The sequence below is a fragment of the Streptomyces sp. NPDC006643 genome (assembly GCF_042870175.1).
Taxonomy (GTDB): domain Bacteria; phylum Actinomycetota; class Actinomycetes; order Streptomycetales; family Streptomycetaceae; genus Streptomyces.
Genome location: NZ_JBIAHA010000011.1, coordinates 147,019 through 160,743, shown reverse-complemented (window position 1 = coordinate 160,743; position 13,725 = coordinate 147,019). Strand labels below are relative to the sequence as shown.

Genomic DNA, 13,725 nt, shown 5'->3' with positions numbered 1-13,725 from the left:
TCGCTGCTTCGCGCGGTCGGACGCTCGCTACTTCGCGCGGTCGAAGTCGATCGTGCTGTACGCGCGCAGCTTCGACAGCCGGTGCGTCGAGTCGATCTGCCGGATCGTGCCGGACTTGGAGCGCGTCACCATCGACTGGGTGGTCGCGGTCTCCGACCGGTAGCGCACCCCGCGCAGCAACTCGCCGTCCGTGATGCCCGTCGCGACGAAGAACACGTTGTCGCCGCTGACGAGGTCGTTCGTCGACAGCACCCGGTCCAGGTCGTGCCCGGCGTCCAGCGCCCGCTGCCGCTCGGCGTCGTCCTTCGGCCAGAGCTTGCCCTGGATGGTGCCGCCCAGGCACTTGATCGCGCACGCCGAGATGATGCCCTCGGGGGTGCCGCCGATGCCCATCAGCAGGTCGACGCCGGTGCCTTCGCGTACGGCCATGATCGAGCCGGCCACGTCGCCGTCCGAGATGAACTTGATCCGCGCCCCCGTCTCGCGGATCTCCCTGACGATGCCCTCGTGACGCGGGCGGTCGAGGATGACCACGGTGACGTCCTCGGGGGCCGAGCGCTTCGCCTTCGCGACGCGGCGGATGTTGACCGAGACCGGGGCGTTGATGTCCACGAAGTCGGCGGCCTCGGGCCCGGTCACCAGCTTGTCCATGTAGAAGACCGCCGACGGGTCGAACATGGCGCCGCGGTCGGCCGCCGCGAGCACGGCGATGGCGTTGTGCATGCCCTTGGCGCAGAGCGTGGTGCCGTCGATCGGGTCCACGGCGATGTCGACCTCGGCGCCGGTGCCGTCGCCGACGTGCTCGCCGTTGAACAGCATCGGCGCTTCGTCCTTCTCGCCCTCGCCGATGACGACGACGCCGTTCATCGAGACGGTCGAGACCAGCGTGCGCATGGCGTTCACGGCCGCGCCGTCGGCGCCGATCTTGTCGCCGCGTCCGACCCAGCGGCCGGCCGCCATGGCGGCGGCCTCGGTGACCCGTACGAGTTCAAGGGCGAGGTTGCGGTCGGGGGCCTCCGGAGAGACCTCCAGCGGGGACGGGAGTTGATGCTCGGTCATCGGAACGCACCTTTCTGTACGACGACGGCCGGATTGAGGGTGCTGCGACTCTATCGGTACGTCGACAAAATGAGCAGAGGGGCCCACGTATGAGCGTGAACCCCGGATGCGACCATGGGGAGGTGGCAGGTATGCGAGGCAAACAGACGGTGCGGGACATGTTCCTGTCGATGGGAGTCATCGTCGCGGTCGCCGGCGTGATCTACATCGCCAACCCGCATGACGAGGACGCGGATCCGCTCAAGGCGGTGGACTACCGGGTCGAGTTGACGACGGCGCAGCGCGCGGCGCCCTACCCGGTGCTGGCGCCGGAGGGCCTGCCGGCGTCGTGGAAGCCGACGTCCGTGTCGTACGCGCGGCAGGACGGCGACTCCTGGCATCTCGGATTCCTGGATCCCGACCGTGAGTACGTGGCCGTGGAGCAGTCGACGGGCCCGGCGGAGAAGTACATCGCCAAGGTCACGCACGACGCCGAGAACACCGGGAAGAGCGCCCGGGTGGGCGGCGAGACCTGGCAGCGGTGGGAGGGGCCGAAGTACGACGCCCTGGTGCGCACCGCCGAGGGGGCGACGACGGTGGTGACCGGGACGGCGCCGTACGAGCGGCTGGTCGAGATGGCCGAGGCGCTGGAGTCCGGCGAGGCGCCGCAGGCGCCGGCCCCCGGCGCCTCCTGACGGGCACCCGGGGCGGGCACCCGGCGGGGTTTTGACCGGCGCCCGGCACGTTCCGGCGCCCGGCACGTCGTGACCGGTGCGGGCGCCGTCGTCCGTGGCTCAGACGGTGGTGACGACCTCGTCGAAGGGCAGGCGCGGGGCGCGCGGGCGCCAGGCGTCGTCGCCGGGCCTGCCGATGTTCACGACCATCAGGGGCGTGTGGTCGCCGTCCAGGAACTCCTTCTGGACACCGGCGTGGTCGAAGCCGGTCATCGGGCCCGCGGCCAGACCGGCGGCACGGATGCCGACGATGAAGTACGCGGCCTGGAGCGCGGCGTTCATCCCGGCGTTCTGCTCACGCACCAGGCGCTCGGAGAAGAAGGCGTCCTTGGCGGCGGGGAACACCGGGAAGAGGTGGGGGAGTTCCTCGTGGAACTCGTTGTCCGCGGCGAAGATCGCGACCAGCGGGGCGGTGGACGTCTTGGGCTTGTTCCCGTCGCTCATGTGCTGGACGAGGCGCTCGCGGGCCTCGGCGGAGCGGACCAGGACGATACGCAGCGGCGTCTGGTTGAAGGCGGTGGGGCCGAACTTCACCAGGTCGTAGATCGCCTGAATCTGCTCTTCGGTCACCGGCTCGTCGGTGAACGTGTTGGCGGTGTGGGCCTCGCGGAAGAGGAGGTCCTGAGCCGCGGGGTCAAGGGCGAAAGACATGGGGGCGTACCTTCCGGGACGGACTGACCGACCGGTTGATCGATCAAAGGACGTCGCCAAACGTACGCCTCGATGTGTGAAGGTTCAACTAAAACGGGGGTGCCGGTGACTCGCTTCACACACTGTTGACACAACGCCTCGCGGACCCGGGTCCGGATCCGGGAGGCGGCGTCACTCCTGCGGGTCCGCCGGCGGCGCCGGGTCGGCCAGCGAGGCGTCCAGGCGGGCACGCGCGCCGTCCAGCCAGCGGCGGCAGACCTTGGCCAGCTCCTCGCCCCGCTCCCACAGGGCCAGCGACTCCTCCAGGGTCGTACCGCCGGTCTCCAGGCGTCGTACGACATCGATCAGCTCGTCGCGCGCCTGCTCGTAGCCGAGCGCGTCCGCACCGGCGGCCGTCGCGGTCCCGCTGTCCGTCTTGGCCATCTCATCCACCCTCTGCACGGTCATCCGTGCGGTCTACGACAACGACATACGTGAAGAGGCGCACCCGCGCCGGCCGTGCTGCCTGCGCGGCTCGCCCGGCCGCCCCGGCTCACCCGGTGACCCGCACCGTGAACTCGCCCTCCGCCACCCTGGCCCGCAGCTCCTGCTCCGCCGCGACCTCGTCCGGGGAGCGGACGACCGCCCCGTCCGGCCGCTGCAACACGGCATACCCCCGCTCCAGCGTCGCCGCCGGCGACAGCGACACCACACGCGCCCGGGTGTGCGACAGCTCCGAGTCCGCGCGGTCCAGCAGATGCCGCAGCACCCGCCGGCTGCGGTCGACCAGCGCGTCGATCTCGCTCTCGCGCTCGTCCACCATGCGCCGGGGCCGCTCCATCACCGGCCGGGCCAGCGCGTGGGCGAGCCCGCGCTCCTCCCGGTCCAGCAGCCCCTGGACCGTCCGCAGCGCCCGGTCCCGCAGCGCCTGCACCCGGTCCAGCTCCTCGCCCACGTCCGGCACGATCCGCTTCGCCGCGTCCGTGGGCGTCGACGCCCGTACGTCGGCGACGAGGTCCAGCAGCGGGGAGTCGGGCTCGTGGCCGATCGCCGACACCACGGGCGTACGGCAGTCGGCCACCGCCCGTACCAACTGCTCGTCCGAGAACGGCAGCAGATCCTCCACGCTGCCCCCGCCGCGCGCCACGACGATCACATCGACCTCCGGCAGGTCGTCCAGCTCCTTGACCGCCTGGACGACCTGGCTCACCGCGTTGACCCCCTGCACGGCGGTGTTGCGCACCTCGAAGCGGACGGCCGGCCAGCGCCGGCGCGCGTTCTCCAGGACGTCCCGCTCGGCCGCCGACGCCCGGCCGCAGACGAGCCCGATCAGCTGCGGCAGAAAGGGCAGTGGCCGCTTGCGACTGGCGGCGAACAGTCCTTCGGCGCCCAGGGACTTCTTCAACTGCTCCAGCCTGACGAGCAGTTCGCCGATGCCCACCGGCTTTATCTCGGTGGCCCGCAGCGACAGCTGCCCCCTCGGCGCGTACCACTCCGGCTTGGCGTGCACGACGACCCGCGCGCCCTCGGACACGACATCGGCGATGGCGTCGAAGACCTGCCGGTAGCAGGTGACGCTCACGGAGATGTCGTACGACGGGTCGCGCAGCGTCAGGAACACCACCCCGGCACCGGGCCTGCGGGACAGCTGTGTGATCTGTCCCTCGACCCAGATCGCGCCGAGCCGGTCGATCCAGCCGCCGATGAGACGCGACACCTCACCGACGGGCAGCGGGGTGTCCGCGGACGTGTTGAGAGCCATGCCGTCGAGCGTATCGGCCGCCTCCGACAACACGGCCCACGCCGGGACGCCCTACGGCGCCTTCGGCATCGCCGCGCGGCGGCGCCACTGCACCGCCAGCACCACCAGCCCCACCGCCAGCCAGATCGCGCCCACCACCTGCGACGTGCCCGTCGCCTCCACGATCACCGCGATCAGCACCCCGGCGCCGACCACCGGCAGCACCACGTGCGCCATGATCCGCGGCGGGCCCTCCATACGCCGCACCGCGAACCACCCGACGACCGACGCGTGCAGCAGGATGAACGCCGTCAGCGCCCCGATGTCGACCACCGACACCAGATGGTCGAGCCCGTCGTCCCGCCTGGCCGCCCACACGGCGGCGATCAGGGTCACCACCGCCGCGAGCAGCAGCGCCACGCGCGGCGTGCCCCCGTCCGTACGGGACAGCAGCCGGGGCAGCCGCCGCTCCCGGCCCATCGCGAAGAGCAGCCGGCCGGCCGCCGCCTGCCCCGCCAGCGCGGCGAACGCGGCGCCGATCGCCTTGCTCACCGCGACCAGGTCGTGCAGCCACGTTCCTACAGAGGCGTCCACGGCGTCGTAGAAGGCCGACCCTTGCTTGACCGGGTCGGCCGCCAGCTGCGCCGAGCTGAGCGGTTCGAGGAGGGCGACGAGATAGGTCTGCGCCACGAACAGGACCCCGGCGAGCGCCAGACAGAAGAGGACCGCCCGCGCCACCTTCCGCGAGCCGCCCGTCACCTCCTCGGCGAACGAGGCGATCGCGTCGAAGCCCAGATACGACAGCACGGCGACCGACACGGCGCTCAGCACCGCCGTCAGGGAGAAGCTCAGGTCGCCGGTGAGGGGTGACAGCCAGTCCCGCGTGGCCCCGTCCCGTACGAGCACCACGATCGCCGACACCACGAACACCGCCAGCACCACGATCTCCATCGCCAGGACGAAGAAGCCGACACGCGCGGCGGCCCGCACCCCCCAGAGATTGAGCAGCGTGGTGATCACGACCGCGATCCCGGTCCAGATCCACCGGTCGACGGAGGGCACCAGCGCCTCCATCGCGATACCGGCGAAGAGATACGCGACGGCCGGGATCAGCAGATAGTCGAGCATCGCCATCCACCCGGCGATGAACCCCGGCCCCTCGCCGAGCCCTTTGCGCGCGTACGCGAAGACCGAGCCGGCCTGCGGGGCGACCCGGATCATCTGCGCGTAACTGAAGGCCGTGAACGCCATGGCGACGGTCGCGAACACATAGACGAGGGCAACGGCGCCGTGCGACTTGGCGTCGAGCGTGCCGTACACGCCGACGGGGGCCATGGGCGCGATGAACAGCAGCCCGTACACGACGAGATCGCGGAACCCGAGCGTGCGCCGCAGCCCGCCGCCGTCCAGGGCATTCCCGGTATCGAAGGCATCCCCGCCGTCCCTGGCCGAACCGGCCCGAGGCGCGCCGGGACCCGGTTTCCTGCCGAAGCCGCCGTCGTCGTCACGAGGATCCGTACCGTCCGCATCGCCCGCACCGCTGTCGGCCATCGCGTCCCTCCGTCGATCACGTAGGCCCAGTCTCGGCCCGAGAGGTGATCTCCCGCCTCTTCTGGGCGGCCTTACGATGGTGGGCATGACTGCTACGCCCAGCCCGCCGCCCGCCGCCACCCCGAGTGGAGACGACACGCGCCGCGCCGGCAAACGTGTCCTGCTCGCCGCGCCCCGTGGTTACTGCGCGGGCGTCGACCGTGCCGTGATCGCCGTGGAGAAGGCCCTGGAGCAGTACGGGGCGCCGATCTACGTCCGCCACGAGATCGTGCACAACAAGTACGTCGTACAGACCCTTGAGAAGAAGGGCGCGATCTTCGTCGAGGAGACGGCGGAGGTCCCCGAGGGATCGATCGTCATGTTCTCCGCCCACGGTGTCGCCCCCGTCGTCCACGACGAGGCCGCCGACCGCAGGCTCGCGACCATCGACGCGACCTGCCCGCTCGTCACCAAGGTCCACAAGGAAGCCGTCCGCTTCGCCGCCGAGGACTACGACATCCTGCTGATCGGCCACGACGGCCACGAGGAGGTCATCGGCACCTCCGGCGAGGCCCCCGACCACATCACGCTGGTCGACGGACCCGACGACGTCGCCAACGTCGAGGTGCGCGACGAGTCCAAGGTGGTCTGGCTCTCCCAGACGACGCTCTCCGTGGACGAGACGATGGAGACGGTCGACAAGCTCAAGGAGAAGTTCCCGCAGCTCATCGCGCCGCCGAGCGACGACATCTGCTACGCCACGCAGAACCGGCAGATCGCCGTCAAGCAGATGGGCGCCGACGCGGACCTGGTCATCGTGGTCGGGTCGAAGAACTCGTCCAACTCCGTACGGCTGGTCGAGGTCGCCCTCGGCGCAGGCGCCCGCGACGCCCATCTGGTGGACTCCGCCGACGAGATCGACGAGGCCTGGCTGACGGGCGTCGGCACGGTCGGCGTCACCTCCGGCGCGTCCGTCCCCGAGATCCTCGTCGAGGGTGTCCTGGAATGGCTCTCGGGGCACGGCTTCGAGGACGTCGAGATCGTCAAGTCGGCCGAGGAGTCGATCGTCTTCTCACTGCCGAAGGAGCTGCGCCGCGATCTGCGCGCGGAGGCCGCCGCCTTGGCCGAGAAGTAGTTCAGCGTGGTCATCTCCCCGTAACGTTGCGTCCATGAACGTCTTCGGAGTGGACATCGGCGGCTCTGGCATCAAGGGCGCGCCCGTGGACCTGGAGCGCGGCGAACTGGCAGAGCCGCGCCACAAAGTGCTCACCCCGCAGCCGGCCACGCCTGACGACGTGGTCGGCTGTGTCGCCGAGGTGGTCGAGCACTTCAACTGGTCGGGCCCTGTCGGCATCACCTTTCCCGGGGTCGTCACGGGCTCCGTGGTCCGCACGGCCGCCAATGTCGACAAGGGCTGGATCGATCTGGACGCGGGCGAACTGCTCGGCGACCGGCTGAAACTGCCCGTCACGATCCTCAACGACGGCGACGCGGCGGGGGTGGCCGAGATGACCTTCGGCGCCGGCAAGGGCCGCCACGGCACCGTCTTCCTGCTGACCTTCGGTACGGGGATCGGCAGCGCGCTCTTCATCGACGGCAGGCTCGTCCCGAACACCGAGCTGGGGCATCTGGAGCTGAACGGCCACGACGCGGAGAAGCACGCGTCGACGAAGGCCAAGGACGACCACGATCTGAGCTGGCACCACTGGGCGCACCGGGTGCAGAAGTATCTCGCCCATCTGGAGATGCTGTTCTCGCCGGAGCTGTTCATCATCGGCGGCGGCGTCAGCCGCAAGGCGGACAAGTTCATCCCGCTCATCGAGGGCGTCAAGGCGGAGATCGTTCCGGCGGAGCTTCAGAACAACGCGGGAATCGTGGGAGCGGCGATGATGGCGGCGGAGCAGCGCTGAGACCGAGGCGCGCGCCGGGGGGATCCTCCGGCGCGCGCCGATCACCGTCAACCGCGCCGGACGGCCGTCCCGGCGGCGCCGGCCTTGGCCCCCGCCTTCGCGCCGGCCTTCGCTCCCGGACCGCGTCCCGCCTTCTGACTCGGGCTCGCGGCAGCGGAAGGGCCGGCGCCGACGTTGGCACCGGCACCGGCACCGGCACCGGCACCGGCACCGGCACCGGCGCCGGCACCGGCACCGGCGCCGGCACCGCGCGTGGCGAGATCGCGGGCGCGCTGCCTGCGGCCCATCTGGCGGATCTTCCGTACGGAGGCGATGACCCCGGCGATGAGCGTCCCGCCGTACAGCCAGCCCGCCTGCACGGCGAGCGCGGTGACGACGGCCATCGTCTGTCCGCCGAAGCCGCCCGTACCGCCGGAGATCGGAAGCGTGCCGAAGGCGAAGGCGATCGGCACACTGATGGGGGCGGTGACCAGATCGGCGGTCCGCACCCAGAGCGCGGTCAACGCGCTGACCGGCAGGAACAGCACCCCGTACACCAGGGGCTCACCGTCGAACAGCAACTCGTCCAGGCAGCCGATCACCAACATCGTGGCGGTGGCGAAGAGCCCGGCGCCCAGCCCGGTCAGCCGGGGATTGGGCAGTCTGCGCAGGGTGAGCACGACCGGCGGCACCCGGCGCGCGGTCGGCGCGGGAACGCGGTAGACGGCGGCGGGGGGAGGGCTCTGCGGCGGCCTCGGCCGGCGCTGGGGGGGACGTGTCCTGTGCTGCTCCACCGGAACAACCTAGGTCGCGCGGGTGCCGGATTCAGGCGATGGACACGCCCTTTGGGCGACCTTGGCGTTGCGTTCGACGGACGCTGGGCGTGTCGCGCCGAAGGGTGCCGCCATCTGCCGTACCGGCTGCCGTCGGCCGCCGGGGCGGCCCGCCCGTAAACTGGGGGATCGGCCCCCATCCGGGCGGCCACCCCGGCCGTACAGGCCCAGCCAGTCCTCACTTCAGGAAGTCGCCAACGTGTCGCTCACGATCGGAATCGTCGGTCTGCCGAATGTCGGCAAGTCGACCCTGTTCAACGCCCTGACCAAGAACGACGTGCTGGCGGCCAACTACCCGTTCGCCACGATCGAGCCCAACGTCGGCGTCGTCGGTGTCCCCGACCCGCGTCTGGCCGTCCTCGCCAAGATCTTCGACTCGCAGAAGATCCTCCCCGCGACCGTCGACTTCGTCGACATCGCGGGCATCGTGCGCGGCGCGTCGGAGGGCGAGGGCCTGGGCAACAAGTTCCTCGCGAACATCCGTGAGTCCGACGCGATCTGCCAGGTCATCAGGGCCTTCAAGGACGAGAACGTCGTGCACGTCGACGGCAAGGTCTCGCCGAAGGACGACATCGAGACGATCAACACCGAGCTGATCCTCGCCGACCTCCAGTCGGTCGAGAAGGCCGTCCCGCGCCTGACGAAGGAGTCCCGCCTCCAGAAGGAGAAGGTCGCCGTCCTGGCGGCCGTCGAGGAGGCCCAGAAGATCCTCGAAGCGGGCGCGACGCTCTTCGCCGCGGGCATCTCGGCGGGCACGGAGAAGGGCCGCCTCCTCCACGAGCTGCACCTGCTCACCACCAAGCCCTTCCTGTACGTCTTCAACGTCGACGAGGACGAACTGGTCGACGAGGACTTCAAGAACGAACAGCGCGCCCTCGTCGCCCCGGCCGAGGCGATCTTCCTGAACGCCAAGATCGAGTCCGAACTCATCGAACTCGACGACGAGGAGGCCCTGGAGCTGCTCCAGTCCATGGGCCAGGACGAACCCGGCCTCGCCACCCTCGGCCGCGTCGGCTTCGCGACCCTGGGCCTCCAGACGTACCTCACGGCAGGCCCCAAGGAAACCCGCGCCTGGACGATCAAACAGGGCGCGACGGCCCCGGAGGCGGCCGGCGTGATCCACACCGACTTCCAGAAGGGCTTCATCAAGGCGGAGGTCATCTCCTTCGCGGACCTGGTGGAGGCGGGCTCGGTCGCCGAGTCCCGCGCGAAGGGCAAGGCCCGTATGGAGGGCAAGGATTACGTGATGCAGGACGGGGACGTGGTGGAGTTCCGCTTCAACGTGTAGCGGGCGGGTTGGTGACGCGTCGCTGATCCGGCAATCACGCGGGACGAAAAAGGCTCGGCCCCGAGGGGTCGAGCCTTTTCCTTGTCCGGTTCCGGACCGGTGCGTTACGGCGGGCGCGGTGTGGTCTTCGGGGCGGCCTGGTTTCGTTCGGGAATGCGGGGTACCCGGGATCCGTAAGAGTGCGGCGGCTGATCGGTTTGTCGGGCGTCGTACTTCGAAGACCTGGAGATTGGGAACACCATGATTCTTCTTGGCCTCATTCTGCTCATCATCGGCCTCGCGGTCGGTATGTCCCTCCTGACGACCATCGGCGGTGTACTCGTTCTGATCGGTGCCGTCCTGTGGCTGCTCGGTTCCACCGGGCGCGCCGTGGGTGGCCGTAAGCACTTCTTCTAGGCAGCCGGGCCCCTGCTGGCTCAGGCGAGAGCGGCGACCAGCAGGGTGAAGGCCGCGACGATGACGGCGACGCGGGCGTAGTGGAAGCGGTCCCAGCGGTTCATCTGCCGCTTCCAGTCGGCGGGCCGGTTCTCAGGGGTCCATGTCTTGCCCTGGTTGTTGATCGGGACGAGCAGCAGGATCGACATGATCACGCTGACGATCAGCAGCCCGCCGGCGGTGACGACGAGGCCGGTGCCGTGGTGGTGCCACCCGGCGACGGCCCAGGCCGCGGCGAGGACCAGCGAGGTGATGTACCAGACCGGCATCACCGCGCCGAGCATCCGGCCCCCGTGGGCGCGGCCGAGTTGGCCACTGTCCTCGGGGAGGGCGTCGAGGATCCGGTTGATGACGAAGGCGACGGAGAACTCCACCCCCACCATCAGGCCGACGACCACGGTGGTGATGACCTGAAGCGCGTTGAGCATGACGATCCCTTCTGACCCTTCTGAAATCTAGCGGCGCTAGATGATGAAGCTACGCTAGTACTGCTGCCGCTCGATTGTCTAGCGATGCTAGGATCGGGCTATGTCGGTACAGGAACGCAAGCAGCGCGAACGGGCGGTCCGCGAGCGCCTCATCGTGGCGACGGCCCGTGAACTCGCCGAGCAGCAGGGCTGGGACGCGGTCACCACCCGCCGGCTGGCCGAGCGCATCGAGTACAGCCAGCCCGTCCTCTACAGCCACTTCCGCGGCAAACGCGAGATCATCGGCGCCGTCGCGCTCCAGGGCTCCACGGAGCTGGCCTCGGCGGTGCGGGCCGCCACCGCCGCCGCGGACGGCCCGCGCGCCCGCGTGTACGCCCTCGCCCGCGCGTACCTGGACTTCGCCGAACGCAACCCGGCGGTCTACGACGCCATCTTCCAGCTCGACGGCGGCCTCGCGTACGCACAGGAGGACACCCCGGAACCTCTCAAGGACGCTTTCGCCGCGCTGCTGGAGTGCCTCGGCGAGGTCACCGGGGACGGAGTCGCCCCGGGGCTGTTCACCGAGGTGTTCTGGGCGTCCCTGCACGGGGTGGCGACCCTGACCCGGTCGGGCAGGCTGCCACCGGGGGACACCGAGTCGCGGGTGGAGCTGCTGGTGGACCGGCTCGCCGTGATCTGACGCACCGTCTCCGGGGGCGGGCGGGGCCCACGGGGCTGTCCTGGGTGTGCCGTACCTAGGGAAAGCGCGGTCTGGTTCGCGTGGGGGTGGGGATCGAGTCTTGGCCGCAGGCCGCTCGGCCCACCCTCACCACCACCCGAAAGGGGCCCCGTCATGCATACCGATGCCACCGTCGGCGCCGGCCTTCTTGAGCAGCTGCTGCGCCGGTCGTCCGATCCGGGGCGGCGCGTCCTGTTCACCGGCGCCACCGTCGTCACCATGGATCCCGACGTGGGGATCCTGCACGACAGCGACCTGCTCGTCGAGGGCGACTCCATCGCCGCGATCGGCCAGGACCTGAGCGCGGACGGTGCCGTGATCGTCGACGCCTCGGGCACCATCCTCGCCCCCGGCCTGGTCGACACCCACCGGCACGCCTGGGAAGCGCAGCTGCGCCGGATCATGCCGGACGTCGACGACCTCGGCGCGTACGTGATGTCCACACTCGCCGGATACGCCACCGTCTACCGCCCGCAGGACATGTACACCGGCACCAGGCTGGCGGCGCTGACCGCGATCGACAGCGGCATCACCACCATGCTCGACTTCTCCCACAACTCCCGTAGCCGCGAGCACTCCGACGCCGCGATCGAGGCCCTCCGGGACACCGGCATCCGGGGCGTCCACGCCTCGATGGGACCGCACTTCGGCGAATGGGACCGGCAGTGGCCGGCCGACCTGACCCGGCTCAGGAGCGAGTACTTCAGCAGTGACGACCAGCTGCTCACCCTCCGTATCGCAGCGCTCTCCACCGACGAGATCGCCGGCCCCGCCCTCGCGTACGGTCCCGAACTCGCCCGTACGGCGGCCGAGTTGGGCATCGGCGTCAGTGTCGACGCCGTCTTCGGCAAGCCCTCGTCGGATGCCGTGCTGTCCTGGGCCGAGCACGGCATCCTGGGCCCCGACGTCACCCTGATCCACGCCACCGGTCTGACCGCCGAGGCGTGGCGGGCCATGGGGGAGTCCGGCACCACGGTCGCGCTGGCGCCCACGTCCGACGCGCAGATCGGGCTGGAGACGGCGATCCCCGCGGTGGACGAGGCGCTCGCCGTCGGTATCCGGCCCGGACTGAGCATCGACGTCGAAGTCGCCCTCGCCAGCGACATGTTCACCCAGATGCGGGCCCTGCTCGCGATCCAGCGGATGCGCGCGGTCAACGGCGCGTACGGAAGGGACGGCGCGTACGGAACGGACGACGCGTACGGAACGGACGGCGCGTACGGAACAGACGCCGCGCCCTCCCGTATCACCGCGCACGACGTCCTGGACTTCGCCACCCTCCAGGGCGCCCGGACCAACGGCCTGGGCGCCGTCACCGGCTCCCTCACTCCCGGAAAGAAGGCCGACCTGCTGGTCGTCCAGGCCGAGGATCTCAACAACATGCCGCTCAACGACCCCATCGGCACCCTGGTGCTGGGTTCCGACGCCCGTAACATCACGGCCGTTCTCATCGACGGGCAGCCCCGTAAGTGGGACGGCCGGGTGCTCGACGTGGATCTCCCCGCGCTGCGCGCCGAGGTCGACGCCTCGCGCACCTATGTGCTCAACACCCCGGCGAGCTGAGCGCCGGGAAACGTACGGAGCAAAGCTCCAGCCCTCCGCCCGCGACCGGGCGAAGGGCTGGAGCTTTGCTCTGTCTCAGCGCTGGCGCATCTCGTAGCCCGCGTGGTGCAGTTCCTCGCCCCGGAACTCTCCGAACGCCCAGAAGCCCAGGTCGTCCAGGTAGTCGATGCGGTCGCCGTCGATCCAGTACCGGCCCTGATAGGCGTGCGGACGGCCGCCCCGGGTCTCGTCGTAGCGGCCGTCGGCGGTGAGTTCCTGGTGCAGGAAGTCGTTTCTGTCGACCCAGACGCCTGTCCGCGCGCTGCCGGTCAGGTCCTGGGCGTCGGGGGTTCCCGCCTCGGGCGCGGTGGGGTGGCCGGGGGCGTCGGCTCCGGCCCAGATGACGGGCTCGCCCGCCGCGACCAGGGCGCGGACCTGGTCCGGGCGGGACAGAAGTGCGGTGTGCGCGCTCAGGATGTCGGGGGCGAGTTCGTCGGGTACGACGAGTAGGTCGCCCACGTTCCCCGGCGTGAGCGTGGCCACGTATGCGGAACGTCGGCCGCGTCCGCCGGCCAGGGCGACGGTGTCCACGACGGCCGGTACGACGGTCGTGCCCGTGCAGTCGACGACGATGGCGTTGTCGTCCTGCGCCGCCGTCACGATGCCGGGGCCGACACCGACGATCAGGGCGCCCACCAGCAGGACATCGGCGCCGGGCATGGTGCCGATCAGCGGGTCCGCCGTCAGGACCCGGGCGTTGGTGAACAGGACGGGACGCCCCGCCTCGTTCGAGATGATCGCGTCGAAGGCTTCGCTGTTCCAGGGCTGGGTGTGCGTACGGGCGACGTTCATCGCGTACTCCTCGTGTTTCTCGATGGTGGGCGGTCGTGCCGGCGCCCGTCTCCGCGGACGCGACACG

General features: G+C 70.3%; 15 protein-coding genes. 7 read left to right on the top strand and 8 right to left on the bottom strand.

The features are described 5' to 3' along the window. Window positions 1–27: 27 nt before the first annotated feature. On the bottom strand, window positions 28–1,059 hold the full coding sequence (gene glpX, locus ACFYNU_RS16990) for a class II fructose-bisphosphatase (RefSeq protein WP_356597155.1): 1,032 nt from the start codon (window positions 1,057–1,059) through the stop codon (window positions 28–30). 122 nt (window positions 1,060–1,181) lie between these two features. Between glpX and ACFYNU_RS16985 the strand changes: the two genes are divergently transcribed. Then, window positions 1,182–1,733, top strand: coding sequence for a DUF4245 domain-containing protein (locus tag ACFYNU_RS16985; protein WP_356597157.1), 552 nt, complete (start codon window positions 1,182–1,184; stop codon window positions 1,731–1,733). A gap of 99 nt (window positions 1,734–1,832) precedes the next feature. Here the strand turns inward: ACFYNU_RS16985 and ACFYNU_RS16980 are convergent, their stop codons facing one another. From ACFYNU_RS16980 to ACFYNU_RS16965, 4 genes are all read right to left on the bottom strand, one after another. Continuing rightward, window positions 1,833–2,423 (bottom strand): malonic semialdehyde reductase, encoded by a 591-nt coding sequence (locus ACFYNU_RS16980; RefSeq protein ID WP_356597159.1) that lies wholly within the window; start codon window positions 2,421–2,423, stop codon window positions 1,833–1,835. Between the two features lie 171 nt (window positions 2,424–2,594). Beyond that, window positions 2,595–2,846, bottom strand: a complete 252-nt coding sequence (locus ACFYNU_RS16975) for an exodeoxyribonuclease VII small subunit (RefSeq protein ID WP_356597169.1) — start codon at window positions 2,844–2,846, stop codon at window positions 2,595–2,597. Window positions 2,847–2,955: 109 nt separating this feature from the next. Next, a complete protein-coding gene (xseA, locus tag ACFYNU_RS16970) occupies window positions 2,956–4,164 on the bottom strand; it encodes an exodeoxyribonuclease VII large subunit (RefSeq protein WP_356597161.1) in 1,209 nt (402 codons plus the stop codon). A 51-nt stretch (window positions 4,165–4,215) separates the two neighbouring features. Next, complete coding sequence (locus ACFYNU_RS16965) at window positions 4,216–5,694, bottom strand: APC family permease (protein ID WP_356597163.1); 1,479 nt, start codon at window positions 5,692–5,694, stop codon at window positions 4,216–4,218. Between the two features lie 85 nt (window positions 5,695–5,779). On the opposite strand from ACFYNU_RS16965, the gene ACFYNU_RS16960 reads away from it, so the two are divergent. Next, a complete protein-coding gene (locus ACFYNU_RS16960) occupies window positions 5,780–6,808 on the top strand; it encodes a 4-hydroxy-3-methylbut-2-enyl diphosphate reductase (protein ID WP_356597165.1) in 1,029 nt (342 codons plus the stop codon). A gap of 34 nt (window positions 6,809–6,842) precedes the next feature. After that, the gene (gene ppgK / locus ACFYNU_RS16955) at window positions 6,843–7,583 is read left to right on the top strand and encodes a polyphosphate--glucose phosphotransferase (RefSeq protein WP_356597167.1); all 741 of its coding nucleotides are present in this window, start codon (window positions 6,843–6,845) and stop codon (window positions 7,581–7,583) included. 47 nt (window positions 7,584–7,630) lie between these two features. On the opposite strand, the gene ACFYNU_RS16950 is transcribed toward ppgK, so the two are convergent. Beyond that, window positions 7,631–8,254, bottom strand: a complete 624-nt coding sequence (locus ACFYNU_RS16950; RefSeq protein ID WP_356597171.1) for a DUF6542 domain-containing protein — start codon at window positions 8,252–8,254, stop codon at window positions 7,631–7,633. Between the two features lie 340 nt (window positions 8,255–8,594). Here ACFYNU_RS16950 and ychF point away from each other — a divergent pair, with 340 nt between their 5' ends. Next, the gene (gene ychF / locus ACFYNU_RS16945; protein WP_388766525.1) at window positions 8,595–9,683 is read left to right on the top strand and encodes a redox-regulated ATPase YchF; all 1,089 of its coding nucleotides are present in this window, start codon (window positions 8,595–8,597) and stop codon (window positions 9,681–9,683) included. Between the two features lie 240 nt (window positions 9,684–9,923). Continuing rightward, complete coding sequence (locus ACFYNU_RS16940) at window positions 9,924–10,079, top strand: hypothetical protein (protein WP_356584084.1); 156 nt, start codon at window positions 9,924–9,926, stop codon at window positions 10,077–10,079. A 20-nt stretch (window positions 10,080–10,099) separates the two neighbouring features. Here the strand turns inward: ACFYNU_RS16940 and ACFYNU_RS16935 are convergent, their stop codons facing one another. Further along, a complete protein-coding gene (locus tag ACFYNU_RS16935; RefSeq protein WP_356584086.1) occupies window positions 10,100–10,546 on the bottom strand; it encodes a DUF1772 domain-containing protein in 447 nt (148 codons plus the stop codon). Between the two features lie 100 nt (window positions 10,547–10,646). Here ACFYNU_RS16935 and ACFYNU_RS16930 point away from each other — a divergent pair, with 100 nt between their 5' ends. Together ACFYNU_RS16930 and ACFYNU_RS16925 are read left to right on the top strand one after the other, a co-directional pair. After that, entirely contained in the window at window positions 10,647–11,225 is a 579-nt protein-coding gene (locus ACFYNU_RS16930) for a TetR/AcrR family transcriptional regulator (protein ID WP_356584088.1), read from the top strand. A gap of 153 nt (window positions 11,226–11,378) precedes the next feature. After that, window positions 11,379–12,827 (top strand): amidohydrolase family protein, encoded by a 1,449-nt coding sequence (locus tag ACFYNU_RS16925; protein WP_356584090.1) that lies wholly within the window; start codon window positions 11,379–11,381, stop codon window positions 12,825–12,827. Window positions 12,828–12,902: 75 nt separating this feature from the next. Here ACFYNU_RS16925 and ACFYNU_RS16920 read toward each other — a convergent pair whose 3' ends face one another. Next, window positions 12,903–13,658 (bottom strand): Atu4866 domain-containing protein, encoded by a 756-nt coding sequence (locus ACFYNU_RS16920; RefSeq protein ID WP_356584092.1) that lies wholly within the window; start codon window positions 13,656–13,658, stop codon window positions 12,903–12,905. Window positions 13,659–13,725 lie beyond the last annotated feature (67 nt).

Excerpts from the sequence above, each read along its gene's own strand:
- glpX (WP_356597155.1), bottom strand. The coding sequence starts at position 1,059 with ATGACCGAGCATCAACTCCCGTCCCCGCTGGAGGTCTCTCCGGAGGCC.
- ACFYNU_RS16980 (WP_356597159.1), bottom strand. The coding sequence starts at position 2,423 with ATGTCTTTCGCCCTTGACCCCGCGGCTCAGGACCTCCTCTTCCGCGAG.
- ACFYNU_RS16975 (WP_356597169.1), bottom strand. The coding sequence starts at position 2,846 with ATGGCCAAGACGGACAGCGGGACCGCGACGGCCGCCGGTGCGGACGCG.
- xseA (WP_356597161.1), bottom strand. The coding sequence starts at position 4,164 with ATGGCTCTCAACACGTCCGCGGACACCCCGCTGCCCGTCGGTGAGGTG.
- ACFYNU_RS16965 (WP_356597163.1), bottom strand. The coding sequence starts at position 5,694 with ATGGCCGACAGCGGTGCGGGCGATGCGGACGGTACGGATCCTCGTGAC.
- ACFYNU_RS16960 (WP_356597165.1), top strand. The coding sequence starts at position 5,780 with ATGACTGCTACGCCCAGCCCGCCGCCCGCCGCCACCCCGAGTGGAGAC.
- ppgK (WP_356597167.1), top strand. The coding sequence starts at position 6,843 with ATGAACGTCTTCGGAGTGGACATCGGCGGCTCTGGCATCAAGGGCGCG.
- ACFYNU_RS16940 (WP_356584084.1), top strand. The coding sequence starts at position 9,924 with ATGATTCTTCTTGGCCTCATTCTGCTCATCATCGGCCTCGCGGTCGGT.
- ACFYNU_RS16935 (WP_356584086.1), bottom strand. The coding sequence starts at position 10,546 with ATGCTCAACGCGCTTCAGGTCATCACCACCGTGGTCGTCGGCCTGATG.
- ACFYNU_RS16930 (WP_356584088.1), top strand. The coding sequence starts at position 10,647 with ATGTCGGTACAGGAACGCAAGCAGCGCGAACGGGCGGTCCGCGAGCGC.
- ACFYNU_RS16925 (WP_356584090.1), top strand. The coding sequence starts at position 11,379 with ATGCATACCGATGCCACCGTCGGCGCCGGCCTTCTTGAGCAGCTGCTG.
- ACFYNU_RS16920 (WP_356584092.1), bottom strand. The coding sequence starts at position 13,658 with ATGAACGTCGCCCGTACGCACACCCAGCCCTGGAACAGCGAAGCCTTC.